Raw genomic sequence first — 236 nt, 5'->3', positions numbered from 1 at the left:
CCGCCGACCACAGGTAGGGCACCAGAATCATCGACGAGGCGAGGTAGATCAGGCTGGTATAGGTGCCGGCCGAAAACAGGGTGATCAGCAAGAACCCCTGGATCATGCAGTTGGTCAGCCACAGCGCGTTCGCCGGCACCTGGTTGGCGTTTTCCCGGCGCAGGAACTCCGGCATCGTGTGGTCCTTGGCCGCAGCGAACATGATCTCGGCGCACAGCAACACCCAGGACAACAGG

1 protein-coding gene is annotated in these 236 nt (G+C 61.9%); it reads right to left on the bottom strand.

All coding sequences use genetic code 11. The features are described from left to right. Window positions 1-236 (bottom strand): amino acid permease (locus J5M56_RS26485; RefSeq protein ID WP_207938248.1); only part of this gene is annotated, 236 nt, incomplete at both ends.

Source organism: Pseudomonas sp. 51_B (genome assembly GCF_017491595.1).
GTDB lineage: Bacteria > Pseudomonadota > Gammaproteobacteria > Pseudomonadales > Pseudomonadaceae > Aquipseudomonas > Aquipseudomonas promysalinigenes.
Note: the sequence above shows the minus strand (reverse complement) of the source record. Positions and strands in the feature narration are given on the sequence as shown.